Source organism: Kitasatospora sp. NPDC048239 (assembly GCF_043202015.1).
In the GTDB taxonomy this organism is placed as follows: domain Bacteria; phylum Actinomycetota; class Actinomycetes; order Streptomycetales; family Streptomycetaceae; genus Kitasatospora.
The window spans coordinates 298,356-324,255 of record NZ_JBICZP010000004.1; the positions used below are offsets into that span (position 1 = coordinate 298,356).

At 72.7% G+C, this 25,900-nt stretch carries 34 protein-coding genes and 1 pseudogene; 27 read left to right on the forward strand and 8 right to left on the reverse strand.

Features of this window, described 5'->3' with window-relative positions; all coding sequences use genetic code 11:
* Position 1: 1 nt before the first annotated feature.
* The 5 genes from ACGFZP_RS12645 to ACGFZP_RS12665 form a co-directional block, all read right to left on the reverse strand.
* Positions 2 to 712 carry an alpha/beta fold hydrolase gene (locus ACGFZP_RS12645; RefSeq protein WP_392931479.1) on the reverse strand — a complete coding sequence of 237 codons (711 nt, stop codon included), beginning with the start codon at positions 710 to 712 and terminating at the stop codon, positions 2 to 4.
* A 107-nt stretch (positions 713 to 819) separates the two neighbouring features.
* A complete protein-coding gene (locus tag ACGFZP_RS12650; protein ID WP_392931481.1) occupies positions 820 to 1,476 on the reverse strand; it encodes an HAD family hydrolase in 657 nt (218 codons plus the stop codon).
* A 168-nt stretch (positions 1,477 to 1,644) separates the two neighbouring features.
* A complete protein-coding gene (locus ACGFZP_RS12655; RefSeq protein ID WP_392931483.1) occupies positions 1,645 to 2,400 on the reverse strand; it encodes a dienelactone hydrolase family protein in 756 nt (251 codons plus the stop codon).
* Between the two features lie 200 nt (positions 2,401 to 2,600).
* Positions 2,601 to 3,002, reverse strand: coding sequence for a VOC family protein (locus ACGFZP_RS12660; protein ID WP_392931484.1), 402 nt, complete (start codon positions 3,000 to 3,002; stop codon positions 2,601 to 2,603).
* An 82-nt stretch (positions 3,003 to 3,084) separates the two neighbouring features.
* Positions 3,085 to 3,936, reverse strand: a complete 852-nt coding sequence (locus tag ACGFZP_RS12665; RefSeq protein WP_392931486.1) for an iron-sulfur protein — start codon at positions 3,934 to 3,936, stop codon at positions 3,085 to 3,087.
* A 189-nt stretch (positions 3,937 to 4,125) separates the two neighbouring features.
* Between ACGFZP_RS12665 and ACGFZP_RS12670 the strand changes: the two genes are divergently transcribed.
* The 10 genes and pseudogenes from ACGFZP_RS12670 (at position 4,126) to ACGFZP_RS12715 (ending at position 17,108) form a co-directional block, all read left to right on the forward strand.
* Positions 4,126 to 5,088, forward strand: a complete 963-nt coding sequence (locus ACGFZP_RS12670; RefSeq protein WP_392932232.1) for a FecCD family ABC transporter permease — start codon at positions 4,126 to 4,128, stop codon at positions 5,086 to 5,088.
* On the forward strand, positions 5,085 to 6,212 hold the full coding sequence (locus tag ACGFZP_RS12675) for a FecCD family ABC transporter permease (protein ID WP_392931488.1): 1,128 nt from the start codon (positions 5,085 to 5,087) through the stop codon (positions 6,210 to 6,212). Before ACGFZP_RS12670 ends, ACGFZP_RS12675 begins: the two co-directional genes overlap by 4 nt.
* Positions 6,209 to 7,036: an ABC transporter ATP-binding protein gene (locus tag ACGFZP_RS12680; protein WP_392931489.1), complete on the forward strand. Its 828-nt coding sequence runs from the start codon at positions 6,209 to 6,211 to the stop codon at positions 7,034 to 7,036. The genes ACGFZP_RS12675 and ACGFZP_RS12680 overlap by 4 nt, the downstream gene beginning before the upstream one ends.
* A 97-nt stretch (positions 7,037 to 7,133) precedes the next feature.
* Complete coding sequence (locus tag ACGFZP_RS12685; RefSeq protein ID WP_392931491.1) at positions 7,134 to 8,141, forward strand: ABC transporter substrate-binding protein; 1,008 nt, start codon at positions 7,134 to 7,136, stop codon at positions 8,139 to 8,141.
* Between the two features lie 86 nt (positions 8,142 to 8,227).
* On the forward strand, positions 8,228 to 9,433 hold the full coding sequence (locus ACGFZP_RS12690) for an acetyl-CoA carboxylase biotin carboxylase subunit family protein (protein WP_392931493.1): 1,206 nt from the start codon (positions 8,228 to 8,230) through the stop codon (positions 9,431 to 9,433).
* Positions 9,430 to 11,253, forward strand: coding sequence for an IucA/IucC family protein (locus ACGFZP_RS12695; protein ID WP_392931495.1), 1,824 nt, complete (start codon positions 9,430 to 9,432; stop codon positions 11,251 to 11,253). Before ACGFZP_RS12690 ends, ACGFZP_RS12695 begins: the two co-directional genes overlap by 4 nt.
* Positions 11,254 to 11,321: 68 nt before the next feature.
* A pseudogene (locus ACGFZP_RS12700) lies at positions 11,322 to 11,951 on the forward strand (MFS transporter); the annotation flags it as partial.
* 669 nt (positions 11,952 to 12,620) lie between these two features.
* A complete protein-coding gene (locus tag ACGFZP_RS12705; RefSeq protein WP_392932234.1) occupies positions 12,621 to 14,375 on the forward strand; it encodes an IucA/IucC family protein in 1,755 nt (584 codons plus the stop codon).
* Positions 14,372 to 15,538 (forward strand): type III PLP-dependent enzyme, encoded by a 1,167-nt coding sequence (locus ACGFZP_RS12710; protein ID WP_392931497.1) that lies wholly within the window; start codon positions 14,372 to 14,374, stop codon positions 15,536 to 15,538. The genes ACGFZP_RS12705 and ACGFZP_RS12710 overlap by 4 nt, the downstream gene beginning before the upstream one ends.
* 40 nt (positions 15,539 to 15,578) lie before the next feature.
* Positions 15,579 to 17,108: a recombinase family protein gene (locus tag ACGFZP_RS12715; RefSeq protein WP_392931499.1), complete on the forward strand. Its 1,530-nt coding sequence runs from the start codon at positions 15,579 to 15,581 to the stop codon at positions 17,106 to 17,108.
* Here ACGFZP_RS12715 and ACGFZP_RS12720 read toward each other — a convergent pair.
* The 3 genes from ACGFZP_RS12720 to ACGFZP_RS12730 all read right to left on the reverse strand — a co-directional run bounded on the left by ACGFZP_RS12720 (position 17,095) and on the right by ACGFZP_RS12730 (position 18,286).
* Positions 17,095 to 17,589: a hypothetical protein gene (locus tag ACGFZP_RS12720; RefSeq protein WP_392931500.1), complete on the reverse strand. Its 495-nt coding sequence runs from the start codon at positions 17,587 to 17,589 to the stop codon at positions 17,095 to 17,097. The genes ACGFZP_RS12715 and ACGFZP_RS12720 overlap by 14 nt on opposite strands.
* 15 nt (positions 17,590 to 17,604) lie before the next feature.
* Positions 17,605 to 18,069 carry a helix-turn-helix domain-containing protein gene (locus ACGFZP_RS12725; RefSeq protein WP_392931502.1) on the reverse strand — a complete coding sequence of 155 codons (465 nt, stop codon included), beginning with the start codon at positions 18,067 to 18,069 and terminating at the stop codon, positions 17,605 to 17,607.
* A 79-nt stretch (positions 18,070 to 18,148) separates the two neighbouring features.
* On the reverse strand, positions 18,149 to 18,286 hold the full coding sequence (locus tag ACGFZP_RS12730; protein ID WP_392931504.1) for a hypothetical protein: 138 nt from the start codon (positions 18,284 to 18,286) through the stop codon (positions 18,149 to 18,151).
* An 18-nt stretch (positions 18,287 to 18,304) separates the two neighbouring features.
* Here ACGFZP_RS12730 and ACGFZP_RS12735 point away from each other — a divergent pair, with 18 nt between their 5' ends.
* From ACGFZP_RS12735 to ACGFZP_RS12815, 17 genes are all read left to right on the forward strand, one after another.
* The gene (locus ACGFZP_RS12735; RefSeq protein ID WP_392931506.1) at positions 18,305 to 18,517 is read left to right on the forward strand and encodes a helix-turn-helix domain-containing protein; all 213 of its coding nucleotides are present in this window, start codon (positions 18,305 to 18,307) and stop codon (positions 18,515 to 18,517) included.
* A complete protein-coding gene (locus tag ACGFZP_RS12740; protein WP_392931507.1) occupies positions 18,514 to 18,714 on the forward strand; it encodes a hypothetical protein in 201 nt (66 codons plus the stop codon). Before ACGFZP_RS12735 ends, ACGFZP_RS12740 begins: the two co-directional genes overlap by 4 nt.
* Before the next feature lie 82 nt (positions 18,715 to 18,796).
* Positions 18,797 to 19,237 (forward strand): hypothetical protein, encoded by a 441-nt coding sequence (locus ACGFZP_RS12745; protein ID WP_392931509.1) that lies wholly within the window; start codon positions 18,797 to 18,799, stop codon positions 19,235 to 19,237.
* A complete protein-coding gene (locus ACGFZP_RS12750; protein WP_392931511.1) occupies positions 19,234 to 19,413 on the forward strand; it encodes a hypothetical protein in 180 nt (59 codons plus the stop codon). Before ACGFZP_RS12745 ends, ACGFZP_RS12750 begins: the two co-directional genes overlap by 4 nt.
* Positions 19,410 to 20,312, forward strand: a complete 903-nt coding sequence (locus tag ACGFZP_RS12755; RefSeq protein WP_392931512.1) for a YqaJ viral recombinase family protein — start codon at positions 19,410 to 19,412, stop codon at positions 20,310 to 20,312. The genes ACGFZP_RS12750 and ACGFZP_RS12755 overlap by 4 nt, the downstream gene beginning before the upstream one ends.
* The gene (locus ACGFZP_RS12760) at positions 20,309 to 21,157 is read left to right on the forward strand and encodes a recombinase RecT (protein WP_392931514.1); all 849 of its coding nucleotides are present in this window, start codon (positions 20,309 to 20,311) and stop codon (positions 21,155 to 21,157) included. The genes ACGFZP_RS12755 and ACGFZP_RS12760 overlap by 4 nt, the downstream gene beginning before the upstream one ends.
* Positions 21,154 to 21,423: a hypothetical protein gene (locus ACGFZP_RS12765; protein ID WP_392931516.1), complete on the forward strand. Its 270-nt coding sequence runs from the start codon at positions 21,154 to 21,156 to the stop codon at positions 21,421 to 21,423. The genes ACGFZP_RS12760 and ACGFZP_RS12765 overlap by 4 nt, the downstream gene beginning before the upstream one ends.
* A gap of 78 nt (positions 21,424 to 21,501) precedes the next feature.
* Positions 21,502 to 22,248: an exonuclease domain-containing protein gene (locus ACGFZP_RS12770; protein ID WP_392931518.1), complete on the forward strand. Its 747-nt coding sequence runs from the start codon at positions 21,502 to 21,504 to the stop codon at positions 22,246 to 22,248.
* Positions 22,245 to 22,502, forward strand: a complete 258-nt coding sequence (locus ACGFZP_RS12775; protein ID WP_392931520.1) for a helix-turn-helix transcriptional regulator — start codon at positions 22,245 to 22,247, stop codon at positions 22,500 to 22,502. Before ACGFZP_RS12770 ends, ACGFZP_RS12775 begins: the two co-directional genes overlap by 4 nt.
* On the forward strand, positions 22,492 to 23,001 hold the full coding sequence (locus tag ACGFZP_RS12780; protein ID WP_392931522.1) for a hypothetical protein: 510 nt from the start codon (positions 22,492 to 22,494) through the stop codon (positions 22,999 to 23,001). Before ACGFZP_RS12775 ends, ACGFZP_RS12780 begins: the two co-directional genes overlap by 11 nt.
* Positions 22,998 to 23,129, forward strand: coding sequence for a hypothetical protein (locus ACGFZP_RS12785; RefSeq protein WP_392931524.1), 132 nt, complete (start codon positions 22,998 to 23,000; stop codon positions 23,127 to 23,129). Before ACGFZP_RS12780 ends, ACGFZP_RS12785 begins: the two co-directional genes overlap by 4 nt.
* Positions 23,122 to 23,727 (forward strand): hypothetical protein, encoded by a 606-nt coding sequence (locus ACGFZP_RS12790; protein WP_392931526.1) that lies wholly within the window; start codon positions 23,122 to 23,124, stop codon positions 23,725 to 23,727. Before ACGFZP_RS12785 ends, ACGFZP_RS12790 begins: the two co-directional genes overlap by 8 nt.
* Positions 23,720 to 23,887 (forward strand): hypothetical protein, encoded by a 168-nt coding sequence (locus ACGFZP_RS12795; RefSeq protein ID WP_392931527.1) that lies wholly within the window; start codon positions 23,720 to 23,722, stop codon positions 23,885 to 23,887. Before ACGFZP_RS12790 ends, ACGFZP_RS12795 begins: the two co-directional genes overlap by 8 nt.
* The gene (locus ACGFZP_RS12800; protein ID WP_392931529.1) at positions 23,884 to 24,150 is read left to right on the forward strand and encodes a WhiB family transcriptional regulator; all 267 of its coding nucleotides are present in this window, start codon (positions 23,884 to 23,886) and stop codon (positions 24,148 to 24,150) included. Before ACGFZP_RS12795 ends, ACGFZP_RS12800 begins: the two co-directional genes overlap by 4 nt.
* Positions 24,151 to 24,300: 150 nt before the next feature.
* Positions 24,301 to 24,780 carry a single-stranded DNA-binding protein gene (locus ACGFZP_RS12805; protein WP_392931530.1) on the forward strand — a complete coding sequence of 160 codons (480 nt, stop codon included), beginning with the start codon at positions 24,301 to 24,303 and terminating at the stop codon, positions 24,778 to 24,780.
* A 50-nt stretch (positions 24,781 to 24,830) separates the two neighbouring features.
* On the forward strand, positions 24,831 to 25,694 hold the full coding sequence (locus ACGFZP_RS12810) for a hypothetical protein (RefSeq protein WP_392931532.1): 864 nt from the start codon (positions 24,831 to 24,833) through the stop codon (positions 25,692 to 25,694).
* A 9-nt stretch (positions 25,695 to 25,703) separates the two neighbouring features.
* The gene (locus tag ACGFZP_RS12815; protein WP_392931533.1) at positions 25,704 to 25,877 is read left to right on the forward strand and encodes a hypothetical protein; all 174 of its coding nucleotides are present in this window, start codon (positions 25,704 to 25,706) and stop codon (positions 25,875 to 25,877) included.
* Positions 25,878 to 25,900: the final 23 nt, after the last annotated feature.

Here is a 25,900-nt window from a genome sequence, read left to right on the forward strand (position 1 = left end):
GCTACGCGGCGGGCTGCGCGGCGGCCGACCGGAGCAGGATCCGGGCCAGCTCCCGCGGCTCGGAGAACATCGGCCAGTGACCGGTGCCCAGTTCGGCAAGCTCCCAGTGCTCGCTCTTCAGCAGCTCGGCGACCGCCTCCATCGGCTCCGGGCCGTCGAGCACGCACTTGAGGTACGTCGCCGGGAGTTCACCGAGCGGGCGCCGCAGGACGGACGGCTCGGTCAGCGTGGCGCCCGGGTGGGGCGTCGAGCCGGCCGTGATCCGGTCGATCTGCTCGTCGGTGAGGCCCTGTCCCGCGAAGTCGGCGGCGGTCAGGGGCGCCCAGAAGCCGCCGTTCGCGGCGATCGACCCCTCCACCATCGACCGGCCCTCCGGCCAGGCCGAGACGAAGGACTCGCCGTCGGCCGGGACGTTGGAGTCCACGAACACGATGCGGCGCAGGCGGTCGCCGATCCGCTCGGCGGCCTGCCCCACCGGGATGCCCGCGTAGCTGTGCCCGACCAGCACGACGTCGCGCAGGTCGAGGCGCGCTATCTCGTCGACGATGTCCTGGACATGGGTCTGCTGGCCGGCCGGCTGGCCCTGCCGCTCCGCGAGGCCCGAGAGCGTCAGCGCATGGGCGCCGTGGCCGGCCGCCCGCAGCTCGGGCACGACCTCGTCCCACGCCCAGGATCCGAGCCACGCACCTGCTACGAGTACGAATTCCGTCATGGCGGCACGGTAGCGCGGAGGTGTGACAACCGGCACCGCATTTCCTCGGCGCAGGAGGCCCGACGGCCGCGCGGGATCAGCTCGAACGGATCAACACGGCGGCGCCGCTACCGCCCCGAGCCGCCGATGAGCGCGGGCAGTTCGCGCATGTCGTGGAAGACCACGGTGGCGGGCCCTTCGAGCCGCTCGGCCGGGGTCAGCCCCCCGCCGTAGCCGAAGGCCCGCATCCCGGCGGCCCGGGCGGCCCGCACACCCGGGCGGCTGTCCTCCACCACCGCGCACGCGGCCGGGTCGACGCCCATCCGCTCGGCGGCGTACAGGAACAGGTCGGGCGCCGGCTTGCCCCGGTCGACCTCCGTCGCGCTGTAGATGCGGCCCTCGAAGTGCCCGTACAGCCCGGTGCGCCCGAGCGTGTGCCGCATCTTCTCGTGGGATCCGCTGGACGCCACACAGGTCGGCAGGGCGATCCCGGCGAGCGCCTCCGGCAGGCCCGCCACGGGTCGCAACCCCTCGTCCACCGCTTCACGGTGGAGCTGCTCGAACCGCCTCCCCCAGAGCACCGCCGTCTCGGCACCCAGCCGGGCGGCGACCTGTTCGGCGATGGAGGCGGTGGACCGCCCGATGAACCGCTCGACCACCTCGCCCTCGGTCAGCGGCCAGCCCAACTCCGCGCCCAGGGCGACCTGGACGCGTGCCGCGATGCGCTCGCTGTCGACCAGCACCCCGTCGCAGTCGAATATCACCAGTTCGATCGGCTTGATCATCACGGCAGCATAGAAGTCCCGCCGTACCGCGCCGGTACCCGCCCCCGCGATCGGCGGCGGCCACCGGCCACGAGGTCGGCCGGAACGGACCGGGAACCCGGGGCGGAGGCCCAGGGACGGAGGCCCCGGCCCGAGAGCCCCGCAACGGACGCACTGCACCGACAAGCCCTAGAGCGCGCGCTTCAGCAGTGCCATCAGCGCCACCCAGTGCCGGTCGGTCGCCGCCTCGTCGTACGGGGCGGTGTCGGTCTGGGTGAAGCCGTGGCGGGCGCCCTCGTAGACCTCGCAGGTGTGGCGCACGCCCGCCTCGGTGAGCGCCTTGTCCAGGCGGTCGATCTGCTCCGGGGGCATCGACCGGTCCTGGTCGGCGTGGCCGAAGTACAGCTCGGCGGTGATCCGGTCCGCGAGCAGATGCGGGCTGTCCGCCTCCTCGCTCGCCAGGTGGCTGCCGTGGAAGCCGGCCGCGGCGGCGACGCGGTCCGGGTAGGTGCCCGCCGTCCGCAGGGCCAGCCCGGCGCCGAGGCAGTAGCCGGTGATGCCCACCGGGCCCTCGGTGGTCAGCGGGGAGTCGGCCAGCCAGCGGAGGTACGCGCCGGCGTCGCGCATCGCGAGCCCGGGGGTGAGCGCGTCCATCATCGGACCGAGGCGCTCGAAGATCGTCGGGTCGGTGGCGGGGCTGATGAGCTCGGGCAGCTCGATCAGCGGTGCGCGCCCGTGGCGGTACAGGACGTTGGGTGCCAGCACCGTGTACCCGGCCGCCGCGATCCGCCGTGCCGCCGCCTCCAGGGAGGGGCGCAGCCCGAACGCGTTCATGTAGAGCAGGACGCCGGGGTACCGGCCGCCGTCGTCCGGGTGGGCCAGGTAGGCGTCGGCGGTGCCGTCCGGCGTGGGGAGGTCCACGGATGTTCCGCGCACGGTGGTCATGGCCGTCTCTCTTCCGCTGTGGTGGTGGCCCGCTCGGGGCAGCCGGGGCGCGCGCCGTCGGCGCGGTGCGCGCAGGCTCAGGGGTTCACGGTGTGGACGCCGCCCTACGGGGGCCCGACGCACCGGCAGTGAGTGACAGTACGTCAGGGATCCGCCCATGAGAAGGCCCGCCCGCCCCGTCACGCCGGTGGACCGCCGTCTCAGGCGCCCCAGGTGCGGCTGCACAGCACCAGGAGGTACCCGTCCGGGTCGGCCACGGTGACGCCGTGTTCGTCCCAGTACGGGTTGTGCGCCGCCACCCGGGTGCCGCCGGCCGCCACCAGCCGGTCGACCAGGGCGTCGTCGACGGGGGCGCCCAGGTAGACCACGAAGAGGTCGTCGACGGTCGGGGTGGGCTCCAGCGGCCGTTCCGGGTCGTGGGTGAGCTCGAAGTGCCAGGCGCCGCCGGGCGGTCCGACCATGAGCAGGTCGTGCTCACCGGAGACGCGCTCGGTGGTGCGCCAGAGGATGTCCAGCCCGAGGCCGTTGACGTAGAACCGCTCGGCGGCGGCGAGGTCCCTGGAGGGGCGCGCGATCCGCACCCGCGTCGTCGAATTGATCACGCCGGGGAGCGTAGCCCCACCGGACCGGGGAGACCAGGCCCGGCTTCAGGGGGGCGGGGTACGCAAGAGGCTGCGGCCGCCGTCACACCGCCGGCTGTTCCAGGCGGAGCAGCCGCTCCTCGTCGGAGGTCCGCGGGCAGGTGAGGCAGGCGGAGTCCGGGCGGATGGCGTAGTACAGGCAGCAGCCGAGGCGGGTGCGGGTGTGGTGGGCCGTGCCGTCGGAGCCGGTGAGCCGGCGGAAGTCGGCGGAGCCGGGGAGCGGGAGGGTCCCGCCGGGCAGGACGGCCTCGGCGGCGGCCACGGAGGCGTCCTCCTCGCCGAGCATCCGGCCGAGGTACCAGACGGCGGAGGCCAGATCGTCCGTCACCATGCCCCACAGCGCCCGTGTGCCGCGCCGGGTGGCGGTGGCGAAGGCGGTGAGCAGCGGTTCGGCGTGGCTGACGACGGCGGCGCGCAGTTCGGCCCGGAGCTCGTCCTCGCCGGACAGCGGGATGTCGCCGGGCAGCGAGACGTGGCCGCGCGGGCGCAGGGCGAAGTCGCCCGTGGGGGCGTGCAGCCAGATGTCCGCGGGGTCGATCACCGGGACCCGGCCGGCCAGGAACCAGGGGCCGGCGAGGAGGGCGCAGGCGGTCCAGAGGTAGTGGTGCAGCAGCCGGGAGGCGGTGACGTGCGGTCGCGGATCCCTGCCGTGTTCGGCGGCGATCCGGGCGGCCTCGCCGGCGAGGGCGGCCTCCAGTGCCTCCGGCAGACTGCTCAATTCGACTGCCGAGTACCAGCCTTGGCAGCTCGACGGATCGAGGTCGCGATCGCCGAGGAGGCGCACCCGGAGCACGGGGCAGCGGCCGAGCAGCTGCTCGTAGTCGGCGCGGACGGACTCCGCGGGGCAGGGCGGCACCGGCGCGGGCGGCGCGGGCAGGGGTACTCCCGAGATCATCGGCACTCCCGAGATGGAATAAGGTGAGGCTCACCTTATAGTCCGTCAGCGGGTGGTCCGGACCGGAAACACCCGGACTTGACCGGGTAAGGGTTGCCTAACCTAAGATCTCATTCCGTGCTGAGAATCGAACCGCCGGCCCCCACGGCCCCGGCGGCGCTCCGACCCCCGGCGGTACGGCGGCCTGCGCTGCTGGCCGCCGGAGTCTGCGCCCTGGTGCTGTGCGCCGCACTGAGCCTTGCGCTCGGCTCCCGACCCATCCCGCTGTCCACGGTGGTCCACGCCCTGGCCGGTACCGAACACCACGGCGACGCCGACGTGGTGACCGGCCTTCGGGTCCCGCGGACGATCATCGGCCTCGCGGTCGGGGCGGCGCTCGGCGTCGCCGGGGCGGTCGCCCAGGGCGTCACCCGCAACCCGCTGGCCTCGCCGATCACCCTCGGCATCAACGCGGGTGCGAGCTTCGCTGTGGTCGCGGCGATCTACGCCTTCGGGCTCACCCGTCCGGTCGAGTACATCTGGTTCGCCGTCGCCGGGGCGGCCGTCGCGGCCGTCGCGGCGTACGCCATGTCCCGGCACGGCGGCGACCTGGACCCCGTCCGGCTCGCGCTCGGCGGCACCGTCCTCACGGTGGTGCTCACCTCCTGGACGTCCGCGCTGATGCTGGCCAGCCACCGCACCCTGGACGAGGCCCGGTTCTGGCTGGCCGGGTCGATCGCCGGGCGCCATCTGGACACCCTCACGCCCGTCCTGCCGTTCCTGGTGATCGGGTTGATCGCCGCCTTCGCCGTCTCGCCCTCGCTCAACGCGCTCGCGCTCGGCGACGAGGCCGCGCAGTCGCTCGGCGTGCCGGTGGCCCGGATCCGGGTGGTCGGCGGCCTGGCCGTCGTGCTGCTGGCGGGCGGCGCCGTCGCGGTCGCCGGACCGGTCGCCTTCATCGGTCTTGCCGCTCCCCACCTGGTCCGTCCGCTGCTCGGCAACGACCACCGCTGGCTGCTGCCGGGCTGTCTGGTCGCCGGTCCGCTGCTGCTGCTCGCCGCCGATGTCCTCGGCCGCGTGGTGGCCCGGCCCTCCGAGGTCGAGGTCGGCATCGTGACGGCCTTCCTCGGCGCGCCGCTGCTCGCACTGCTGGCCCGAAAGGTGGCCCGATGAGCTCCGCCGACGCCACCGGCCCGTCCACCGCCGTGAACCCGGTCGACTCCGGCGGCTCCGCCACCGCCATCACACCGGCCGCCGGCACCGCCCCCACCCGGGCCCGCCGACCGGCCCGCCACCGGGCCCGGGCCCGGACCGCGCTCTGGTCGGCGGCCGCCGCCGCCCTGCTCGTGCTGCTGACCGGAGTCGCGCTCGGGACCGGCCAGGTCGAGATGTCCGCCTGGGACGCGCTGCGCGCGCTGGCCGGCCTCGGCGACGCCGGGAACGTCCTGGTCGTCCAGGAGTTCCGAGCGCCCCGGGTGGTCTCGGCACTGATCGCGGGCGCGGGCCTGGCGGTGGCCGGCTCGATGCTCCAGCGGCTCTTCCGCAACCCGCTGGCCTCCCCCGACACCGTCGGCGTCACCGGCGGCGCGTCCTTCGGCGCGGTGCTGACGCTCGCCACCGGCGCCTCCCAACAGCTCATCCCGCTCGCCGCACTCGGCGGCGGCCTGCTGGCCGCCCTGCTGCTCGGCGCCTTCGCCTGGCGCTCCCGGATGGCCGTCACCCGCCTGGTGCTGGTCGGCCTGGCGGTGCAGCAGGGCCTGGCGGCCGCCGTGAACCTGATGATCGTCCGGTTCCCGGCCGAGCTGGCCTCCTCCGCGATGCAGTGGACCACCGGCTCGCTGTACGGGCGGAACTGGACCGAGGTCTGGATCGGCGGCACCGCCATCGGGCTCGGCATGGTGGCCGTCCTGCTCTGCCGGCACCGGATCTCCGTGCTCGACCTCGGCGACGACTCGGCCGGCGGGCTCGGGCTGAACCCCGGCCGCGAGCGGCTCCGGCTGCTGCTGCTCACCATCACCCTGGCCTCCCTGGCCGCCGCGCTCACCGGACCGGTCGCGTTCGTGGCACTCGCCGTACCGCACCTGGTCCGGCTGCTGGCCGGCCCGCCCACCCTCGGCACGCTCGGCCTCACCGCGCTCACCGGAGCCGTCCTGCTGCTCTCCTCCGACCTGCTCGTCCTCCATGTGATCCCCGTCCACGGGCTGCCGGTCGGTGCCGTCACCGCCACCCTCGGCGCGCCCTGGCTCCTGGTGCTGATGATCCGCCAGGGCCGGCTGCCCCAGAGGAGCAACCGATGACCGCCCCTTCCACCGCACCGGCGGGCAACCGCCTCGCCGCCCACGGCCTGGACCTGCGCTACGGCAACCGGGTGGTCGTGGACGGCCTCGACCTGGAACTGCCCGGCGGCGCCGTCACCGCGATCGTCGGCCCGAACGCCTGCGGCAAGTCCACCCTGCTGCGCGGACTGGTCCGGCTGCTCGGCCCGGCCGCCGGCACCGTCACCCTGGACGGCTCCGACATCCACCGGATGCCCGCCCGGGCCCTCGCCAAGCGGATGGGCCTGCTGCCCCAGCAGCCCGTCACGCCCGAGGCGATCACCGTCGAGTCACTGGTCCGGCTGGGCCGATTCCCCCACCAGCGGATGCTCAGCCCGTGGTCGAAGGCCGACCAGGCCGCCGTCCAGGACGCGCTGGCCCGCACCGGCACCGCCGAGCTGCGCGACCAGCAGGTGGACCGGCTCTCCGGCGGCCAGCGCCAGCGCGCCTGGATCGCGCTGGCACTCGCCCAGGACACCGAGTTGCTGCTGCTCGACGAGCCGACCACCTTCCTGGACCTGCGCCACCAGCTGGACGTCCTGGACCTGGTCGCCGACCTGCACGCCGAGGCCGGGCGCACCGTCGTGATGGTGCTGCACGACCTCGGCCAGGCGGCCCGCTACGCCGACCACCTGGTCGTCCTCAAGGACGGCCGGCTGGCCGCCGCCGGACCGCCCGCCGAGGTGCTGACGGCCGAACTGGTGGAGGCCGTCTTCCAGGTGCCCTGCCTGGTCGTGCCCGACCCGGAGACCGGTACGCCGCTGGTCGTCCCGCGAGCCCGGGCACGGCGGCACGCCACCGCCTGACCCCGGCGGCCCCGGCCCCTCAGCCCGCTTCCACCCCACTCACCCCGAGTCCCGCCCACCCGGTATCGGCTCCCCCACCCGAGACAAGGAACCCGTCATGACCCGCTCCGCCCGCGCCCGCAGGATCCCCGTCGCCCTGCTCGCCGTCACCCTCTCCAGCACGCTGCTGGCCGCCTGCGGCAGCAGCGGCGGCAGCGGGGACGCCAAGCCCGGCGACTCCGCCGCCTCCGCCGGATCCGCCGCCGGGTTCCCGCGCAGCGTCGCCCACGCCGCGGGCACCGCCGAGATCAAGGCCCAGCCCAAGCGCGTCGTCGTCCTGGACAGCGGCGAGCTGGACGATGTCACCCTGCTGGGCATCACCCCCCTCGGCGCGGTGTCCCCGCACATGAAGACCGAGGGCGGGTTCCCGAACTACCTCAAGGACAAGATCAAGGACACCAAGGACGTCGGCCCGATGAACGAGCCGAACCTGGAGCTGATCGCCTCCCTCAAGCCCGATCTGATCCTGTCCTCCAAGGTCCGGCACGCCAAGGTCTACGACAAGCTCAACGCCATCGCGCCGACCGTACTCGCCGAGACCACCGGGTTCCCGTGGAAGGAGAACCTCGCGCTCTACGCCAAGGCCCTGGGCAAGGAGGCCGAGGCCGGGAAGGCGCTGGCCGACTACGAGGCCCGCGCGGCCAGGCTCGGCGAGGCGATCAGGGCGAAGAACGGCGGCGGCGCGCCGACCGCCTCGGTGGTCCGCTTCGTGGCCGGCCCGACCCGGCTGTACCAGAAGCAGTCGTTCAGCGGTGTCGTGCTGAAGGATGCCGGCCTGGGCCGCCCGGCCTCGCAGGACGTCGACCAGTCGATGCTGGAGGTCGGCGCCGAGCAGATCAACCAGGCCGACGCCGACCTGGTGTTCGTCACCGTGGCCGACGACCCGACCAAGACCAAGCAGAGCGAGGTCCAGGGCACCTCGGTCTGGAAGGGCCTGAACGCCGTCAGGAACAACAAGGTCTTCACCGTGCCGGACGAGACCTGGATGTCCGGCATCGGCGTGCAGGCCGCCGACGCGATGCTCGTCGACATCGCCAAGGCCGCGGGCGTCGACGCGCCCAAGTAGTAGTCGCTGGAGGGGGGTGGGCATCGCGGCGCCGGCCCGCCCCCCATCCGGGCCCGCCCCTGTCCCACCTCGCAGAGGACACCACCATGCGGCTGTACCTGCTTGCCCTGAACCCGACCGACTCGGTCACCGACGGCTTCCTGCCCGCGGCCGCCCGGCTCGGCCTCGATGTCACCGTGCTCACCGACTGTCCGGACCTCCACCGACGCGCCTACGCGGGCCGGGATTTCGCGCCCGAGGTGCTGGAGTGCGAGGTGCGGGACTTCCGCGAGGTGGTCAGCCTGGTCTCCCGCCACCACACCCCCGACGCGGTGTTCAGCAACAGCGACCACCTCCAGACCCAGACCGCCCTGGCCGCCGAGTACTTCGGGCTTCCGGCCAAGGACTGGAAGGCCGCCCTGCGGGCCAAGGACAAGGGCCAGCTCCGCCGGCACCTCACCGCGGCCGGGGCGGACGCCGTCTGGTCCGCCGAACTGGCCCCCGGTCAGGACCCGGCCGAGCTGGACCCGCCGTTCCCCTGCGTCGTCAAGCCGCGCGAGGGCGTCGCCAGCGAGGACGTCACACTGGTCGCCGACGCCGCGGAACTGGCGCTCCGCTGCCGGGAGATCCAGCACCGCCGGGCCGGCGCGACCCTGGTCGTCGAGGAGTTCCTGGACGGGCGGCTGTACACCCTGGAGACGCTCGGCGACGGCCGCCGCCGCCATGTCCTCGGCGGCTTCCGGACCACGCTCTCCCCTCCCCCGCACTTCATCGAGGAGGCCCTGGAGTTCCTCCCCGGCCACCCGCAGGCCGTCCTCGACCAGGTCCTCGGCCAGCTCGACGCGCTCGGCGTCGGACTCGGGGCCTGCCACACCGAGTTCGTGCTCCAGCCGGACGGCCGGGCCCGCCTCATCGAGGTCAACTACCGCGCCATCGGCGACCAGTGCGACCTGATGCTGGCCGAGCTCCTCGACATCCCGCTGTTCGAGCACATCCTCGCCGTCCACCTCGGCCGCCCGCTGCCCGAGGACCTCACCGAACGCTGTGCCGCCGTCGGCCGCCGGGCCCGCAACCAGGCCGTCTGCGCCGACCGAGCGGGCACCCTCACCGCCGCCCCCGGCCCGTACGACGAGCAGCGCGACGGTGTCCGGCTCGCCTACCGCCCGCTGCGCACGGTCGGCGAACGCCACGAGCACTACCGCACCAACCGGGACTACCTCGGTGTGATCTGGGCCGTCGGCACCGACCAGGCCGCCGTGGACGCCTCCGTCGCCCGCTTCACCGCCGCCAACACCTGGGAGATCACCCCGTGAGCGCCGCCGAGCAGTTGACGCTCAGGGTCCTCTCCGCGCTGCTGCGCGAGGACGTGCTCGGACTGCGCACCCGCGGCCGACTCCAGGAGCGCGCGGACGGCCGCTGGATCGCCCTCGACCCGGCCGGCGCCGCCCTCGCGCTGCCCGTCGTGGAGGAGGGCTTCCAGAGCGAGTACGCCGCCCGCCTGCCGCTGGTGGAGCTGTCCGGCCGCCCGGTCACCGGTCTCGACGGCATCCTGGCGGCCCTCACCGGCCTTGCCGACCCCGAGGACCGGCCGGGCTGGGGCGCCTTCACCGAGGAGTGCCGGCAGACCCTCGCCACCATGGAGCTGCACGACCGCGTCCGGGGCGAGGTGCACACCGCGCTCACCGACCTGTACGGCGCGGACCCGGCCTACTGGACCGGGCCGGCCGCCGCCCTCGGCCACGACACCCTCGCCGCCTACCTGGACCACCCGGTCTACCCCACCGCACGCGGCCGCTCCGGCCTCACCGAGGCGCAACTGAGAAGCCACGCACCCGAGTTCCACCCTGCCTTCGAGCTGCGCTGGCTCGCCGTCCCGGTCGGCTCCGTCACCCGGCACGGCGAGCCGCCGCTGCCCAGCTGGTGGCCCACCCCGAGCCGGCTCGGCCTCGACCTGGAGGGCGGCGACGCCGCCTGGGCCACCCTGCCGGTCCACCCGCTCACCTTGGCGGCGCCACCGGGCGAGACCTCTCGGGCCGACTCCCCTCGGGCCGACTCCCCGCCGGCCGGCCGCCCACAGGCCGGATCCCCGCCGGCCGGATCCCCGCTGGCCGAGGCCCTGCGCGCCACCGGGCTGGAGGGACGCGCCGTCCTCGCCGACCGCCCGTACCTGACCGTCGTCCCCACCCTCTCGATGCGCACCGTCGCGGTCGCCGACGACCCCGCCTGCCATCTCAAACTCCCGCTCGCCACCGCCACCCTGGGCCGGCTCAACCGCCGCACCATCAAGCCCGGAACCCTGCGCGACGGCGCGGCCGGACAGCGGCTGGTCGAAGCCGTCCTGGCCTGCGAGCCGCGCTTCGCCGACCGGATCCTGCACGCCGACGAACAGACCTGGGCGCACGCCGGCCACGAGCTGCTCGCCGTCCTGCTCCGCCGCCACCCCGCCGGCCTGGACCGGGCGGTCACCGTCCCGCTGGCCGCCCTGCTGGCCCCCGCGCCCGGCGGCCGGCTCGTCCTCGACCACCTCGCCGACCGGTTCCACGGCGGGGACCCGGTCGCCCTGTACGACGCCCTGCTGGAGCTGCTGCTCGACTGGCAGACCACGCTGTTCGGGTACGGCATCGCCCTGGAGTCCCACCAGCAGAACACCTCGCTCGTCCTGGACGAGGACGGCGGCCTGCGACTGCTCTACAAGGACGACGACGGCCCGCGGGTGCACACCGCCCGGCTCGCCGCCGCCCTGGGTGAACTCGCCCCCGGACCGGACGCGTTCGACGACGCGCGGATCCTCGGCGAGGAGGACCGGCCGCTGACCGACCTCTTCACCACCATCACCGGCCATCTCTGCACCGGCGCCCTGGCGTTCGGCCTCGCCGACCACGGGCGGGCCGAACTCACCGACACCCTCGGCCTGTTGCGCAAGCGGCTGACCGAGGCCGTCGAGCGGATCGGCCCGGCGGGCGAGCCGCTGCGAACCGGACTGCTGGACGCAGAGCGGCTTCCGGTCAAGGCGATGGTCACCGCCGGCACCCTGCTCAGCAAACAGCGCTCGGGCGCGGCCGACATCAACAAGCACTACACCAGCGGGCCCAACTACCTGCTGGCGGAAGGTCCGACGGGGCTCGCGCGGTGACGGTGAACGCCCTGGCGCAGCCCTCCGGCCACGACACCGCCCGCTCCGGCGGGCTCGGCCGCCGCCAGGTGCACGCCGTCGCCGCCTGCTACTTCGTCGCCTCCTTCGCCGCGCTCGGCCTCCCGCCCTACCTGACCGCCATCCTGCCCGCGCTCGGCGATCCGCACGGCCGCTGGGCGGGCGTGCTCTACATCGTGCCGACGGTGTTCAGCGCCCTCGGCGCCCCGCTCTGGGGGCGCCTCGCCGACCGGTTCGGCCGCAAGCGGCTGCTGCTGCGCGCCCAACTCGGGCTCACCGTCTCCTTCCTGCTGGCCGGCGCCGCCGACAGCCTGCCCGCGTTCACCCTCGCCCTGGTCCTCCAGGGGTTCCTCGGCGGCACCTTCGCCGCCACCAACGGCTACCTCGCGGCCGCGCTCGACGGCTCCCGGCTGTCCCGCGCGCTCACCCTGATGCAGGGCAGCGCCCGGGCCGCGCTGGTGGCGGCGCCGATCCTGGTCGGCGTGTTGTCGCCGTGGATCGACCCGCACCGGCAGTACCTGGTGATGGCCGTGCTGCCGCTGGCCGCCGCCGCCCTGCTCGCACTGCTACCGGAACCGGGCCGGCCCGCCGCTCCCGACCCGTCGGCGGCCGGGCACCCCGAAGCCGGGCACGCCGAGGCCGAGCACACCGAGGCCGGGCGCCCCGACGTCGAGGCGGCGCCCCTTCGGGCGCTCCTCGGCTACGAGTTCGCCTTCGTCTTCGCCACCGTCATCTCCTTCCCCTACCTGATATCACTGGCCGGGCAACGCCTCCCCGGGGTCTCCGGCACCACCGCCGGCGTGCTGTTCGCCCTGCCGCACCTGTGCTACCTGGCGTTCGCCGCCCGCACCCACTCCGCCCTCCTCGACCGCCCGCACACCGGGATCGCGCTCGGCTTCGGCTTCGTCGCGCTCGGCCTGGCCGGGCACGCCGTCGCGTACTCCCTGCCGGTGTTCGTCCTGGCCCGGCTGCTGCTCGGCGCCGGACTCACCCTCGGACTGGTCGCCCTCTCCGTCCTGGCCGCCGAGGCGGCACGCGGCCGGGCACCGGGGCGGATGTTCGGCACCCTCGAATTCATCTCCAAGGGCGGCGCCGTGGCCGCCGGCGCCGTCGCGGCGCTGGCCAACGACCGCTTCGGCGCCGCCGCCCCCGTGCTGGTCGGCACCGCCGCCGCACTCCTGGCCGCACTCGCGGCCACCGCACCAGCCTTCCCGTTCCGCGTCCCGCCAGCGTTGGAGTCGCCGATGACCCGCCAGCCGACCGCCCACGAGCCGACGACCCTCGCCCCGCCCGCCGAAGCGGCACCGGCCGAGGCGGCACCGGCCGAACCCTCGCCGACGACCCCCGGTCTGCCGCCCGAGGGCCTGGGCGCCGACGGGCTGGACGCCGACGGCCTGCCCTCCGCCGACCGGGCGGTGGCGCACACCCTGCTCAACTGCCTGCTGCGCGAGGTCTCCGGGCCCGAGCACCAGACCGCCGCCACCGACGGCCGGCTGCTGGTCCGGCTGCCCCGGCGCGGCGCCCTGCTGCGGGTCGCACTGCGCCGCACCTCGCTGCTGGGTGCCCACCGGTTCACCGGCCCGGTCGAGGAGGAACGCCCCGACGGATGGGCTGAGTTGACCTGGCGCGAGCTCGCCGGGTACGTCCAGGACGAGCTGGAGCTGCGCACCGGCACGGCGAACGAGGAGTTCCTCGACCAGCTGGCGTCGAGCCATGCGGGAGTACTGGCCGGGCTGACCGCCCGCCCGGCCCCCGGGCCGGACCGCTACCTGGAGTCCGAGCAGGCCCTGCTGTTCGGCCACCGCTTCCACCCCGCACCCAAGTCGCGCTCCGCCGAGCGCGGCGACTGGCGGTCCTACGCACCGGAGTCCAGGGCCGCGTTCCGGCTGCGCCATCTCGCGGTACGCGAGGAGCTGATCGCCGAGGAGTCCCTGGACGAATCCGCCACCGCGCTGCTGGACGGCCTGCGCGAGGTGCCCGCCGGCTACCGGCTGCTGCCCGCCCACCCCTGGCAGTACCAACTCCTCGACGACCACCCGCTGTTGCGCGGCGCACTGGCCGACGGCGACATCCTGGACCTCGGACCGGGCGGCGAGCCGTTCACCGCCACCGCCTCGGTGCGCACCCTGCACGGCGCCGGCGCCTTCCTGAAGTTCAGCCTCAACGTCCGGATCACCAACTGCCTGCGCAAGAACGCCGCCTACGAGCTGACCGGCGCGGTCGCGCTCACCCGGCTGCTGGCCCCGGCGCTCGCCGACCTGGCCGCCCGCTTCCCCGACGCCGCGATGCTGCGCGAACCGGCCTTCCGCACCCTCGCCCTGCCCGGCGCCGACGGCCGCCCGGACGCCGCGCTGTACGAGGGCTTCGGCCTGATCGTCCGCGAGGGCTTCGCGGGCGTGCTGCGGCCCGGCGCCACCCCGCTGCTGGCGGCCGCCGTCGCCGACGAGCACCCGACCAGCTCCGCGCAGATCGGACGGCTGCTCGGGCCGGACACGGACGCCCGGCAGGCCCTCGACTGGTGGACCGCCTATCTGCGGCTGCTCGTCCCGCCGGTGCTCGCCGCCTACTTCGACCACGGCGTGGTCCTGGAGCCGCACCTGCAGAACGTGCTGATCGGCGTGGACGCGGCCGGGTGGCCCACCCAGGTGCTCCTCCGCGACCTGGAGGGCACCAAGCTCGTCCCCGAACAGAACGCCGCCGCGCTGGCCGCGCTGCCGCCCGAGGTGGCCGGCCCGATGGCGTACGACGCGGAGCGCGGCTGGGACCGGGTGGTGTACTGCCTGCTGGTCAACCACGTCGCCGAGCTGCTCGCCGCCCTCGCCGACCGCCACCCCGCCGCCGAATGCGCGCTCTGGGCGGCCGTCCGGCACACCCTGGAGGCGTACGCGGACGCCCACGGCCGCCCGCCCCGGCTGCGCGCGCTGCTCGCCGGGGTGCCGCTGCCGGCCAAGGCCAATCTGCTCACCCGCTGGGAGCGCAAGGCCGACCGCGCGGCCGGGTACGTCCGGCTGCCGTCCCCGCTGGCCGGAGCCGTGCTCGCGGAGGCCGCCCGGCTGCCGACCGGGCCGGCCCGCCCGCTCACCCCGGCCGGAGGCCTGCGATGACCGCCACCGGACCCGTACGCCGACACGTGGCCGGCCTCGCCTCGGAGGCGCTGCCCGCGTACGTCTACGACCTCGCCGCCCTGCGCGCGCACGCCGCCGAGGTCCGGGCGGCGCTGCCCCGGCAGGTCGAGCTGTACTACGCCGCCAAGGCCAACCCGGAGGCACCCGTGCTGGCCGCGCTGCGCGGGTCGGTGGACGGGTACGAGGTGTCGAGCGGCGGCGAGTTGGCCCATGTGCGGCAGGCCGTGCCGGACGCCCCGCTGGCCTTCGGCGGGCCGGGCAAGACGCCCGCCGAGATCGCGGCCGTGGTCGGTGCCGGGGTGCACCGCTGGCACGTCGAGAGCGAGCAGGAGCTGCACCGGCTGGCCGCCGTGCTGGCCGACCGGCCACAGGCCGTGGTGGACGTGCTGCTGCGGGTGAACCTCCCGGTGGCGTCGGGCGCGCTGGACTCGGTCGCCCTCGCCATGGGCGGGCGCCCGACGCCGTTCGGGCTGGACCCGGACCGCGCCGAGGCGTGCGTCCGGCTGCTGTCCGGGCCGCTCGGGCGCCGGATGCGGCTGCGCGGGGTGCACGCCCATCTGGCCAGCGGGCTGGCGGCGGCGGAGCAGCTGGCCGTCGCCGGGCAGATCGTCGACTGGTCGGCCGGGCTGGCCGACCGGCACGGGTTCGCGCTGGAGGAGGTCAACGTGGGCGGCGGCATGGCCGTCGACTACGCCGATCCGGCCGCCAGATTCGACTGGACGGCCTTCGGCGGCGGGCTGGCCGGGCTGCTGGACCGCCACCCCGGCCTGACCCTGCGGATCGAGCCGGGTCGGGCGCTGACCGCCTACTGCGGCTGGTACGCGACCGAGGTGCTGGACGTGAAGCACAGCCACGGCGAGGACTTCGCCGTCGTCCTCGGCGGCACCCACCACCTGCGCACCCCGGCCACCCGGGGGCACGACCAGCCGTTCTCGGTGCTGGCGGTCGAGGAGTGGCCGCACCCGTGGCCGCGGCCCGCCGTACGGGCCGGCCGGGCGAGCCTGGCCGGCCAGCTCTGCACCCCGAAGGACGTCCTGGCGCACGCCGCACCGGCGGCCGCGGGTCTGCGGACGGCGGACCGGGTGCTGTTCTCGATGGCGGGCGCCTACGCGTGGAACATCTCGCACGACAAACGTTGTTAAAGGTGTACCCAATGTGGGTGCGCCTCCCTAGCATTGGGCCATGAACGCCCGCACCCTCCCCCGCCAGCGCGCGGCACTCCGCGCAGCGCTCTATGGACGCGCCAGCGTCGACCCCAAGCGCCGCGGCCGGTCCATCAAGGACCAGTTCGCCGAAGCCGAGACCGAATGCCAGGAACACGGCTGGCGCATCGTCGGCTACTACGAAGACCGCGACCGTTCCGCGAGCCGCCGGGCAAAGAAGGCCCGCGAGCACTTCGAGCAGCTCCTCAGCGACATCGAGGCCGGCCTCATCGACGTGGTCGTCTACGCCGAACGCTCCCGCACCGCACGGAACCTGGACACCGCGCTGAAGCTCAGGCAGCTGTGTGAGGACACCGGTGTGCTCCTCTGTTACGACGGCCGCGTCTTCGACATGCGGCACGCGCCGGACCGCAAAGAGTTCACGCGTGACGCCCTACAGGCGGAGGAGGAGGCCGAGGCGACGATCGCACGCGCGGAGAGGACGACCCGGCTTGCGGCTCGACGGGGCGCACCGCACGGGAAAGTGCCCTTCGGCTTCCAGCGCCGCTACGACCCGGATGACGGGCACCTGCTGGGGCAGTTCCCTCACCCCAAGCACGCCCCCGTGGTCCGCGAGCTCTTCGCCAAGGCCGCCGCAGGCGAGAGCATCCTGGCGCTCCTGGCGCTGTATCGCAGGTACGTGCCGACGGCTCAGCCTCCTAGCGTCCGTGTGCTGCTGCAGAACCGCTCCTACGTCGGCGTGCGGATGCACCGGGGCCAGGAGATGGATGAGTGCCAATGGGAGGGGATCGTTGACGAGGGGGTCTTCGCCGCAGTGCAGGAGATCCTCGGCGCTCCAGAACGGCGCATCGAGCGGGATGGGAAGGCTCGTCATCTGTTGTCTGGGATCGCGGAATGCCCGCGGTGCAGGGCCGAGGGGAGGGCCCTGCCGTACTCGGCTGTTCGGGCGGCGATGTTGAGTGGGAAGGTGCGCTATCGGTGCTCGGATGGTCGCTGCCATGCGATGGTGATCGCCGAGCAGGCGGAGGCACTCGTCGAGGCGTCGGTCTTCGAGTGGCTGGGGTCCTCGGCTGCGGCGGCAGCGTTTCGCCCGCTTCAGGATGAGGCCGCGCTTGGTCGGGCGCGGGGCCGCGCAGCGGCGATGCAGCAGCAGTTGAAGGATGCGCGGCGGATGGCGGGTACGTTTGATGAGAACGGTGTGCCGGAGCTGACGATCCAGTCTCTCGCTGAGGCCGAGCAGCGGCTGCTGCCGCTGATCGCGGCGGAGGAGGCTGAGATGGCGCGGATGACAGCGACGTCGGACCCGCTGCTGACGTTGTTGGTAGGGCAGCCGGTGGATCGGATCGCGCAGGTTTGGAACAAGGAGTTGTTGTTGCCTCAGCGCAGGCATCTGCTGCGCTTGGTGGTCAACATCGACATCCGCCCCGGGGGGAAGGGCCGGCAGTTGCCGTTGACTGAGCGGGTGGTGCTGACGTTTGCGGGGGAACCGGGGTTCGTGTCGAGGAGGACGCGTGAACGCGGGCTCGAAGTGGTGACTAGCGGCTCGTAGCGTGTTTGGTGTCGGTCCGCCGCTGGCTGAGGAAGATCAGGTTGCCGTTGGTGGTGGCGTCGTCGCCGTTCTGGCGGTTGCGCTCCCAGCGGGCGCCGGCTTCGAAAGCCTCGACGAGTTCGGCGGCCCGACGGTCCTCGAACTCCTGCCTGATTGCGGTGATGGCGTCGGCGAGTCGTTGTTCGCGGGCGGCGTGTTCGACTGCCGCTCCGGCGATGAGCCGCTCTTTCAGGGTCTGGTTGCCGGCGTGGGCGACCTGGCAGCGTGCGATTTCATCGTCGAGTTGTCGGCGCTCGGCGGTGGTGTCGGTGAGGCGGGTTTCGAGCCGTTTGAGCCAGCCTCGGATCCCTGTGGCGGCGCTGCCTACGATTCCGGCCATGCCGATGAGGACGGCGGCTTCCTCGGTCCCCGTCGCGTGGAGTGCGGCGGACGCGGTGGCGGCGGATGCTGCTATGAGGCTGGCCTTCGTACGCTCCTGCAATGTGACCCCCTGGAGTCAGCCGTCTGCCGCTGCGCTCCCGGGGGTGGCTTCGTTGGTTTCGGGGTGACGGGTGAGGCGTTCGAACATCGCGTGTACCATCTCGCGGCCGAACTCGTCTACCCCCCAACTGTCTGCCACGGCGTCAGGAGTGATAGATGGTGATGCTACTGCGTTGTGCTCAGGTTGGGACCTGGTACGCGCAGGAAGAATTTCCGCTTCAACAAAGAGGTCGATGGGGTCGGCGCCGATAGCGGCTGCGAGACCGGCGAGGTACTTGGCGTCGGGCATGCGGGTGCCTGCCAGCAGCTTACTCAGCGAGGTCTGGGACATGCCGGCATCGCGGGCGAGTCGGAGTACGGCGCCGCTGTTGACGCGGTCGAGTTCGTAGCCGGCGTTGATGGCGAGGCGGCGCACGAGGGAGCCGAGTCGCTTCAAGGGCGACTGCTCCGCAGGTGTCGTGTTCACGTGGATTCCGTCCATGAGTGTGATGCTAGCGAGCATCACGAGTGATGTCACCGGTCATGCTCAAGAGCAACAGTACTGGTCAAGCCACTCAAGCTCACTCCAGGGCGCACGCCGGGCAGACCCGGCCGTTCTCGTCGCGCCCCCTTCGCGCAATACGGAATCCGCCGATCGTCTTGCTTTCGAGCATGACGAGGTCTAGCGTCATTCCCGAGAGCATGATGCTCTTGAGCATGACGCGAGGGGGTGACCCATGAGCAGCACGACCTTCCAGCGCAACTTCGCCCGCATCACCGCAGGCCAGACCGTCGCCACGATCACCAAGCGCACTGGCCTCGATCAGGGCTCCATCTCCCGGTACCTCCGCGGCACCCGAGAGCCCCGTGTCGGCCGCCTGCAGCGGATCGCGCGGGCGTACGACATCAGCGTCTCGGAGCTTCTGGACGACGTGGAGGAAGCCGCATGACGCCTGCCGACCACCTTCGGTTGCTGGGCCCGCAGCTTTTGGCTGAGATTCGCCGCCGGGCTGCCGCAGCACCGCCGCCGAGCGCGGAGGTAGTCGCCGAGCTCCGGCCGATCCTCGCCCCGGCCATGGCCCGGGTGAACGCCGATCTGAGCGCCCGGTCGACCGAAGCGCCGACGCGGCAGTCCATCGCCGCCTAGACCTTTCGGCCGGGGCCGCCGTTGGAGGCCATTCCAAGGCGACCCCTACGGCCCAACCATCCACACAACAAGGAGGCAGGCCATGAGAGCCGACTCTACCCCCCACCCGCAACTCCACGTCTCCCGAGCACTCGCGAAGCTCCTCGCCACCCACCACGACCTGCCGATCGCCACCTGGTCAATCCTGGCCGCGTCCGGGCAGGCGCAGGGCACCTACTGGGATGCCCCGGCCGGCGCCGGCGCCAGGCTGGCGGAGAAGCTCGGCGCCAGGAAGTACGACCCGTGGACCAACACAAGGACGGGCCGGACGACACAGATGCTGTCGTTCACGGTCGACGGTGTCGCTTTCGCGATCATCCTGATGTATGCCGCCGAGGTGCACCCGGACCGTGCGGACGAGGCCGAGACGCAGTTGCTGTGTGAGCACCTCACTGGCCGGACGGCGCCGTGCGAATGGTGCACGGACGACAGTGCGTCTTACTCGAACGCGTTGGAGAAGTGGCGTGCGGCGGTGGCGTCGTGAGCGCGGACCGTTGGGAGTTGCTGATCGTCGCGGTCGGCGTGGTGCTGTCAGTCGGGATGTTGGTCTGGTTCCTGCGTCGCTGGTACGAGCACATGGCGCACTGCTGCACCGGGTTGTGCTCGGCGCGGGACTCGCGGGGGTGGCTGCCGCGGCAGCGGACGGGCGGGGAGTCGTGACCGCCGTAATGCCTGAGGCTGGCCCGGAAGCCATCGGCATGTTCGCCCCCGGCTCGCCCGAGTGGCACGCCGCCCGCGCGAACGGCATCGGCGGCAGCGAGATCGCCGCCGTCATGGGCCTCAGCCCGTTCGAGTCGGCTTTCTCCTTGTGGCACCGCAAGCAAGGGCTCGCCGGGCACATCGAAGAGACCCCCGTCATGAGGTGGGGCACCAAACACGAGCCCACCATCTGCGCCGAGTTCGCCGAACTTCATCCCGAGTGGAGTGTCGACCTCTCCCCCACGTTCCGCTCAGCCATGCGGCCGGAGCAGATCGCCAACCCGGACCGGTTGCTCCGCGGCCCGGCGGGCGAGCTGGAGCTACTGGAGGCCAAGACGTCCCGCGACGACGAGGGATGGGGCGAAGAGGGAACAGATCAGATCCCGGTCTGGTACCGAGCGCAGTGCATCTGGTATCTCGACGTGCTCGGCGTACGACGCTGCCACGTGGCGGTGCTGATCGCCGGCGCGGACTACCGCGAGTACCTCGTCGAGTACGACGCGGCCGACGCCTTGGCCATGCGCGCCGCAGCCGCCGAGTTCATGCGGACCGTGCGGGAGAACGAGCGACCCTCGATCGACGGGCACAGCGCGACGTACCAGGTTCTCCGGGCCTTGCCGGAGGGCTTGGAGGACATCGACGTCGAGATCGACCCGCAGCTTCGCGACAGGTTCCACGCTGCCCAGGACGCCTTCTGGGCGGCTGAGGACGAGGTCACCGCTTGCAAGGGCGAGCTGTTGGACGCCATCGGCACGGGCCGGCGGGCAACTGTCCTCGGTGACCGCGTCGCCACCCGGACCGTCCGCGCAGGTCGCACCTACCAGCTTCTCCCCGCACGTACCCGGAGGACCGCCGCATGACCGCCCAGACCGTCTCCAACGCCATCGCCGTCCGTGACACCGGGCCGGCCGCCATCATCGAGCAGTACAAGGGCGAGCTGGCCACGGTCATGCCGTCGCACGTCAAGCCGGACACGTTCGCCCGCCTCGCGGTCTCGGTGCTTCGCCGCGACGACAAGCTGATGAAGGCTGCCGCGAACAACCCCGCGGCTCTGATGGGCGCGCTCATGGAGGCTGCTCGCCTGGGCCTGGAGCCGGGGACGGAGCAGTACTACCTGACGCCCCGCTACAACGGGAAGACCCGGCAGGAGGAGATCGCCGGGATCCGCGGCTATCAGGGCGAGATCGAGCTGATCTACCGGGCGGGCGCGGTGTCGTCCGTCATCGTCGAGGTGGTTCGGTTCGGCGACATCTTTCGCTACCGGCCGGGAAGGGACGAGCGCCCGGACCATGAGATCGACTGGGATGCGGAGGACCGCGGCGAGTTGCGGCTGGTGTACGCCTACGCGGTGATGAAGGACGGCGCCACGTCGAAGGTGGTGGTCCTGAACCGGGCGCAGGTGGCGAAGGCCAGGGCCATGTCGAAGGGTTCCGACTCGCAGTACTCGCCGTGGCAGCAGCACGAGGAGGCGATGTGGCTGAAGACGGCGGCGCACCGGTTGACGAAGTGGGTGCCGACGTCGGCGGAGTACATGCGGGAGCAGCTTCGGGCGAAGGTCGAGGTTGCTGCTGAGCGGCCGGCCGCCTCGATCCCGGTGTCGGTGTCAATGCCGATGCCGCCGGAGGAGGAACCGGTGGAGGGCGAGTTCGTCGACGCCGAGCCGGTGGAGTGGCCGTCGGTGGCGGTTCCGGGTGGTGCCCGATGACCATGCCTCCCACCGTCGACGCCTCGTGGCGCAGCATCGTGGTCGGTCACATTGCCGATGCGCTGCTCTCGGATGACGAGGGACGCCACGCCCATGCGTGCAGGCTCGCACAGCACCTCGACGAGGCTGGTCTGAACGTCGACTTGGCGGTCGACGATCACATTCACAGCCTCGGTGGTCCGCTGTCCCCGCGTGACGCGTGGTCGCGCCCGTCAGCCCGCCGGGAGCGGTTCCGGCAGGAAGCCGCTGCGCACGTTCCGTTCTAGTCCGGTCGAGGCCGATCTCGCCCGAATCGGGATCGGCCCCGCACCGCCCATCATCCACCACTCCGAGAGGAGGACCCCGTGCACCTCAACAAGATCCGCCGTGCTGGCTTCGACACCGAAACCACCGGCCCCGACCCGCAGGAAGCACGCATCGTCACCACAGCCCTCGTCGTACGCGGCGGCGGACGCGCAGACCAGACCTACAACTGGCTCATCAGCCCCGGCGTGCCGATCCCCGACGAGGCCACCGCCATCCACGGCATCACCACCGAGAAGGCGGAGGCCGAAGGGCAGGACCCGAAGGTCGCGCTGGAGGAGATCGCCGACAGACTCGCGGCCGCCCTCAACTACGGCATGCCCGTCATCGCGTTCAACCTGTCGTTCGACTGGACCGTGCTGGACCGCGACCTGCGGCGCAACGGCCTGGCCCCGATGGGCGAACGGCTCACCACAGAGTGGCCCGCACTGGTCGACCCGCACGTCATCGACAAGCACGTAGACCGGTACCGAAAGGGCTCCGGCAGGCGGAAGCTCCAGCCCACCGCCGACGTCTACGGCATCGAGGTCACCGGCTGGCACACGGCCGACGCAGACGCCGTCGCCGCGCTCAGCATCGCCGAGGCCCAGTTCCAGCAGTTCCCGTGGCTCTCCGCGCTCGGTACCGCCGGGCTCTACGGGGCGCAGCAGGCGTGGCGGGCAGAACAGCAGGCCGGGTTGCAGGAGTGGTTCCGGACCAAAGCCACGCCGGAACAGGGCGGAGCGCCGGACAAGGTCATCGACAGGTCGTGGCCGCTGCTCCCTTTGCCGGCGGGGGTGGCGTCGTGACCGGCCCCCGAATCCAGACGGCGCCGCACCTGACCGACCAGCAGACCGCGGTTCTCCTGGCCCACGCCCGAGGTGAGCAGCCCGGTCAAATCGCCACCTCGCTCGGTATCAGCGTGCACACCGTCCGCACCTACCTGCGGTCCATCTTCGAGGCCCTCAACGCGGTGAACGTCACCCACGCGGTCGGCATCGCCTGCGCCCTCAACCTGCTCGCCCCCGACCAGATCCTCCAGGGAGGCCCCCATGCTCGGTAGAACCCGCCGCCAGAACGCCGAACTGCGCGAGCGCAACGCCTGGTTGGAGGATCGGGTTCGCCAGCTCAACCTCGCCCTCGGCGCCACCACGGCGGAGAGCCGGCAGCACTTCGCGCTCGCCGAGCGGATCAGTGACGACAGGGTCGCCCACGCCAAGCAGCTGACCGTCGCCCGGATCGAGAACGCCACCCTCGTGATCCGGGAAGGCAACTGGTCGTCGGAGGCTGTCGGGCAGGCGGAGCGTCTCGGCCGGGCGCTGCGCGGCTGCGCACGGTACCGGCGAGAGATCGCCAGGCTGCGGCGCCTCGTCGACCGGGCCGACGCGCTCGCCGACCGGGCCGTTCAGCCAGCCGCCCCGACGCCCGAGGTGGAGCGGCTCCGGCGGGACCTCCGCCAGCGTGACAAGATCATCCGCCAGTTGCAGGACCGCATCGACGCATACCAGCTCGCGTCCGAGGCCCGGGACTGGCAGACCGTCCCCGCCGCCGTCGCCTCGTGACCCATCGGCTCGTCGAGCACATCACCAGTAACCAGGCGTGGACCGGTCTCGCTGTCCTGGTCCTGGTCGCCGTCGCTGTCGCCCTCATCGTCCTCTCGTACACCGCCTGGAGCGCCCGCAATGACTGACCTCTCCACTCTCCCCACCGATCCCGGCCTGATGCCCGCCGCTGCACCCGTGGTCATCGGCCTCGACACCAGCCTCACCGCCACCGGCATCGCCTCCTCCACCGGCTGGTGCGACACCGTCGGCTACAAGCCCCGACACAAGAGCGACAGCATCACCACCCAGCCGCACGAACAGCGCCTCCGCTCCCTCCTCGCACTTCTCGGCGACATCATCCTCGCCGTCGGCCGGCCGGGCCTCGTCGTCCTGGAGAGCCCCTCCCTGCGGTCCCTCGGCGGCGGCGGCCACGAACGGGCATGGCTGTGGTGGGAGGTGTACCGCGGCCTCACCGTGCGGGACATTCCTGTCGCCCTGATGAGCCCGTCGCAGCGCATGATGTACGCCACCGGGAAGGGCAGCGCCACCAAGTCCGCCGTGGTCGACGCCGTGGCCCGCCGCTGGCCGGACTGGTCGACCGGCGGTGACGACAACCAGGCCGACGCCGTGGTCCTCATGGCCGCGGGCCTGGACTACCTCGGCTACCCGGTCGTGCCGATGCCGGCCGCGAACCGGGCCGCGCTCACGAAGAGCGTATGGCCGGAGGGGGTGCGCGGTGACTGAGTTCCTGATCGTCAGCGGCGTCCTGTTCTGGGTGATGTTCCTCTTCGCCGCAGCCATCGTGTTCTCCGCCGTAACCAGCGACCGGTGGCGGACGCGGCAGGACCGGCGCCGCGGGCTTCGGGACATCGAGCAGCTCCTCAAGAAGGAGGCCCGCCGATGACCACCGACGGCCCTCAATTCCCCTGCCAGGAAGACCCCGAGCTGTTCTTCCCCAACTCGTCCAGCGGTGTAGGCCTGGCCTTGGCCGAGGAAGCCAAGCGCGAGTGTCACAGGTGCCCGATCAAGGACGCGTGCCGCGAGGAAGCGCTCCTCCGCGAGGGAAGCAGCGCCGCCAAGTACAGGTACGGCATCTGGGGCGCTACCACTCCTGCCGAGCGTCGCGCCATCTACGACACGCGCCGTAAGACCGCGGTCGCGGCATGACGGTCCTGGCCTGGGGCGACCGCTCCCACTGGGCGACCCAGGCCAGCCCGTGCAGGCATTGCGGGAAGCCCACCAACCTCCGGGACGGCGAACGTCGGCCCGCACACAAGGTCTGCGCCGAGCGGGCCCTCATCACTCCTGAGGAATCTCATGGCCGGTGACACCGTGATCACCCTCGTCGGCAATCTCGTCGACGACCCCGAGCTGCGCTTCACCCCGTCGGGTGCGGCGGTCGCAAAGTTCCGCATCGCGTCCACCCCCCGCACCTTCGACCGTCAGACGAACGAGTGGAAGGACGGCGAGAGCCTCTTCCTCACGTGCAACGTCTGGCGGCAGGCTGCCGAGCACTGCGCCGAGTCCCTCTCCAAGGGAATGCGCGTGATCGTGCAGGGCCGGCTCCAGCAGCGCTCGTACGAGAAGGACGGGCAGAAGCGCACCGTCTTCGAGGTCGAGGTCGACGAGGTCGGCCCGAGCCTGCGCTCCGCGACCGCGAAGGTCACCCGCGCCCAGCGCGCCAACAACAGCGGCGGCCAGCAGCGGCAGCAGAACAACGACCCGTGGTCCTCCGGCCAGCCCGCCCAGTCCGGCTGGGGCACCCCGCCATCCGCCGTGTCAGAACCCCCCTTCTAGACCAGCCCCGCCCTCGACCGACCCGCACCACGCCGCACGGAGGCCCGCCAGTGACCAGCCCCACCCGCACCGCCCCCACTGGCGGCCGCCACGGCCGCTCCACCTACGTCCACCACGGCTGCCGCTGCCTCCCCTGCCGACACGCCATGGCCGCCTACAAGACCGCTCGCGACCGGCAGATCGCCTACGGCAGGTGGCAACAGCGCGTCCCCGCAGAACCCGCCCGCCGCCACGTCCAGGCCCTCACCGCCACCGGCTACACCTGGGACCAGAGCGCACACGCCGCCGGTGTCACACGCGCCGTCATCCGCGGCCTCCTCGTCGGAGCCGCCGGGAGGCCCCCCACCCGGGGGCTCTCTCCCGCCACCGCCCGCGCGATCATCTCCGTGCCGCTTCCCGTCGGCGGGCTGGCCGCCGACGGCAAGGCCCTCGTCGACGCGGTCGGCAGCCGCCGCCGCTTGCAGGCCCTGCGCTGCGCCGGCTGGCCGCTGCGCACTCTCATCGCCACCGCGGGCATGAGCCGCGAACAGGCCGACGCCCGCCTGTACTTCGACATCCTCCACGAGCGCGTACTGAGCATCACCGCGTGGCGGGCCGCCGCGATCCGCCACCTGTACGACCTGTACTGGGACCAACAGCCCGCCGCACACGGAGCCCGACCGCAAGACATCCGGGCCGCGGCCAACGCAGCCACCGCGTCCAGGTGGGCTCCGGCGGCCGCGTGGGACGACGACGACATCGACAACCCGGCCGCCCTGCCGGACTGGACCGGAAGGTGCGGGACGCCGGGCGGCTACTACGACCACACCGTCCTCGGCACGCCCACCTGCCAACCGTGCCGGGACGCCGTCGCCGTCGCCGCGGCCGGCCGCAAACTCCGTCGCCGCGAACGCGCCACCAACTCAACCGTCTAGGAGCCCTCCATGGCCAAGCAGTCGCCCGCCGCCTCCGTCCTTGGCGTACTCATCCAGGTCCCGCCACTGGCCTACATCACCGCAACGGGTGACGCCCCGATGTGGTGTCGGATCTGGATCGGCGCGTGGCTCGGGCTGTGGGTCTTGACCATCGCCGCAGCCGCAGCTCTCAACTCCAACTGATCACCCCCCAACGCAAGGAGCAC

Bases quoted from the DNA above. Each gene is read 5' to 3' on its own strand.
- ACGFZP_RS12655 (WP_392931483.1), bottom strand. From the start codon at position 2,400: ATGACCACCGTGCGCGGAACATCCGTGGACCTCCCCACGCCGGACGGC.
- ACGFZP_RS12790 (WP_392931526.1), top strand. From the start codon at position 23,122: ATGACTGACCTCTCCACTCTCCCCACCGATCCCGGCCTGATGCCCGCC.
- ACGFZP_RS12650 (WP_392931481.1), bottom strand. From the start codon at position 1,476: ATGATCAAGCCGATCGAACTGGTGATATTCGACTGCGACGGGGTGCTG.
- ACGFZP_RS12685 (WP_392931491.1), top strand. From the start codon at position 7,134: ATGACCCGCTCCGCCCGCGCCCGCAGGATCCCCGTCGCCCTGCTCGCC.
- ACGFZP_RS12735 (WP_392931506.1), top strand. From the start codon at position 18,305: ATGAGCAGCACGACCTTCCAGCGCAACTTCGCCCGCATCACCGCAGGC.
- ACGFZP_RS12690 (WP_392931493.1), top strand. From the start codon at position 8,228: ATGCGGCTGTACCTGCTTGCCCTGAACCCGACCGACTCGGTCACCGAC.
- ACGFZP_RS12665 (WP_392931486.1), bottom strand. From the start codon at position 3,936: ATGATCTCGGGAGTACCCCTGCCCGCGCCGCCCGCGCCGGTGCCGCCC.
- ACGFZP_RS12760 (WP_392931514.1), top strand. From the start codon at position 20,309: ATGACCGCCCAGACCGTCTCCAACGCCATCGCCGTCCGTGACACCGGG.
- ACGFZP_RS12805 (WP_392931530.1), top strand. From the start codon at position 24,301: ATGGCCGGTGACACCGTGATCACCCTCGTCGGCAATCTCGTCGACGAC.
- ACGFZP_RS12645 (WP_392931479.1), bottom strand. From the start codon at position 712: ATGACGGAATTCGTACTCGTAGCAGGTGCGTGGCTCGGATCCTGGGCG.
- ACGFZP_RS12745 (WP_392931509.1), top strand. From the start codon at position 18,797: ATGAGAGCCGACTCTACCCCCCACCCGCAACTCCACGTCTCCCGAGCA.
- ACGFZP_RS12715 (WP_392931499.1), top strand. From the start codon at position 15,579: ATGAACGCCCGCACCCTCCCCCGCCAGCGCGCGGCACTCCGCGCAGCG.
- ACGFZP_RS12675 (WP_392931488.1), top strand. From the start codon at position 5,085: ATGAGCTCCGCCGACGCCACCGGCCCGTCCACCGCCGTGAACCCGGTC.
- ACGFZP_RS12780 (WP_392931522.1), top strand. From the start codon at position 22,492: ATGCTCGGTAGAACCCGCCGCCAGAACGCCGAACTGCGCGAGCGCAAC.
- ACGFZP_RS12680 (WP_392931489.1), top strand. From the start codon at position 6,209: ATGACCGCCCCTTCCACCGCACCGGCGGGCAACCGCCTCGCCGCCCAC.
- ACGFZP_RS12730 (WP_392931504.1), bottom strand. From the start codon at position 18,286: ATGCTCAAGAGCATCATGCTCTCGGGAATGACGCTAGACCTCGTCATG.
- ACGFZP_RS12800 (WP_392931529.1), top strand. From the start codon at position 23,884: ATGACCACCGACGGCCCTCAATTCCCCTGCCAGGAAGACCCCGAGCTG.
- ACGFZP_RS12710 (WP_392931497.1), top strand. From the start codon at position 14,372: ATGACCGCCACCGGACCCGTACGCCGACACGTGGCCGGCCTCGCCTCG.
- ACGFZP_RS12725 (WP_392931502.1), bottom strand. From the start codon at position 18,069: ATGGACGGAATCCACGTGAACACGACACCTGCGGAGCAGTCGCCCTTG.
- ACGFZP_RS12765 (WP_392931516.1), top strand. From the start codon at position 21,154: ATGACCATGCCTCCCACCGTCGACGCCTCGTGGCGCAGCATCGTGGTC.
- ACGFZP_RS12815 (WP_392931533.1), top strand. From the start codon at position 25,704: ATGGCCAAGCAGTCGCCCGCCGCCTCCGTCCTTGGCGTACTCATCCAG.
- ACGFZP_RS12740 (WP_392931507.1), top strand. From the start codon at position 18,514: ATGACGCCTGCCGACCACCTTCGGTTGCTGGGCCCGCAGCTTTTGGCT.